The 624-nt window shown below is 64.4% G+C and carries 1 protein-coding gene; it reads right to left on the minus strand.

Annotation, left to right across the window (positions count from 1 at the left end; translation table 11 throughout):
* Positions 1–624, minus strand: a 624-nt coding sequence (locus tag B7449_RS14330) for a phosphoadenosine phosphosulfate reductase domain-containing protein (RefSeq protein WP_048883742.1), incomplete at both ends; no start/stop codon positions are given.

Below are 624 nucleotides of genomic sequence, written 5' to 3' on the forward strand. Positions count from 1 at the left end.
CTGGCCAGCGTGCCGAGGTCCCGGTCGCGTCGGATGGTGCAGCCAAATGCGCGTTCCCACTCACACAGCCGGGCGAACCGATCCGGGTCCATGTGACGCAGCGTTGCAGCCTGATCAGCGGACATGAATACACATGTCAGGCAGGACAGACGGCCAAACCCGAGCTGATAGGGAAGCGGCGAAATCACGCCATGCCGACGCAGGATCTGCCAGACAGCCGCTTCACTCCAGGCATGTACCGGCCGCCAGTGATCGATATGCCGTCGGGCCCGACCATCACGACAGTCTGCCCGGTGCCGCTCAAAGACAGCGTAACGGGCACGGTTCGCGGATTCCGCCGCGCGTTCTCCGGTTACAAACAGGGTCCGGGCATGACTGAAGCGCGCCTGGTTCCGCAGGGCGCCATCCGCAACCATGATCTTGGCGTATGGGGAACACCAGCGGACCGACAGGTTCGCCGAAACCTGCGGGAAGCGGCGTCGTGTATTGGGCGGTCCCTTGCCACCGACAGTGACCCGCCCTGTCGGGGTATCGAACCAGACCGGTGCGGTCGGCGCATTATCGCGCAGCATTTCCCGCACGATCCCGCCTTGGCGCGCGGAGAAATACAGCCTGACGCCAAGG

The organism is Komagataeibacter intermedius TF2, assembly GCF_000964425.1.
In the GTDB taxonomy this organism is placed as follows: domain Bacteria; phylum Pseudomonadota; class Alphaproteobacteria; order Acetobacterales; family Acetobacteraceae; genus Komagataeibacter; species Komagataeibacter intermedius.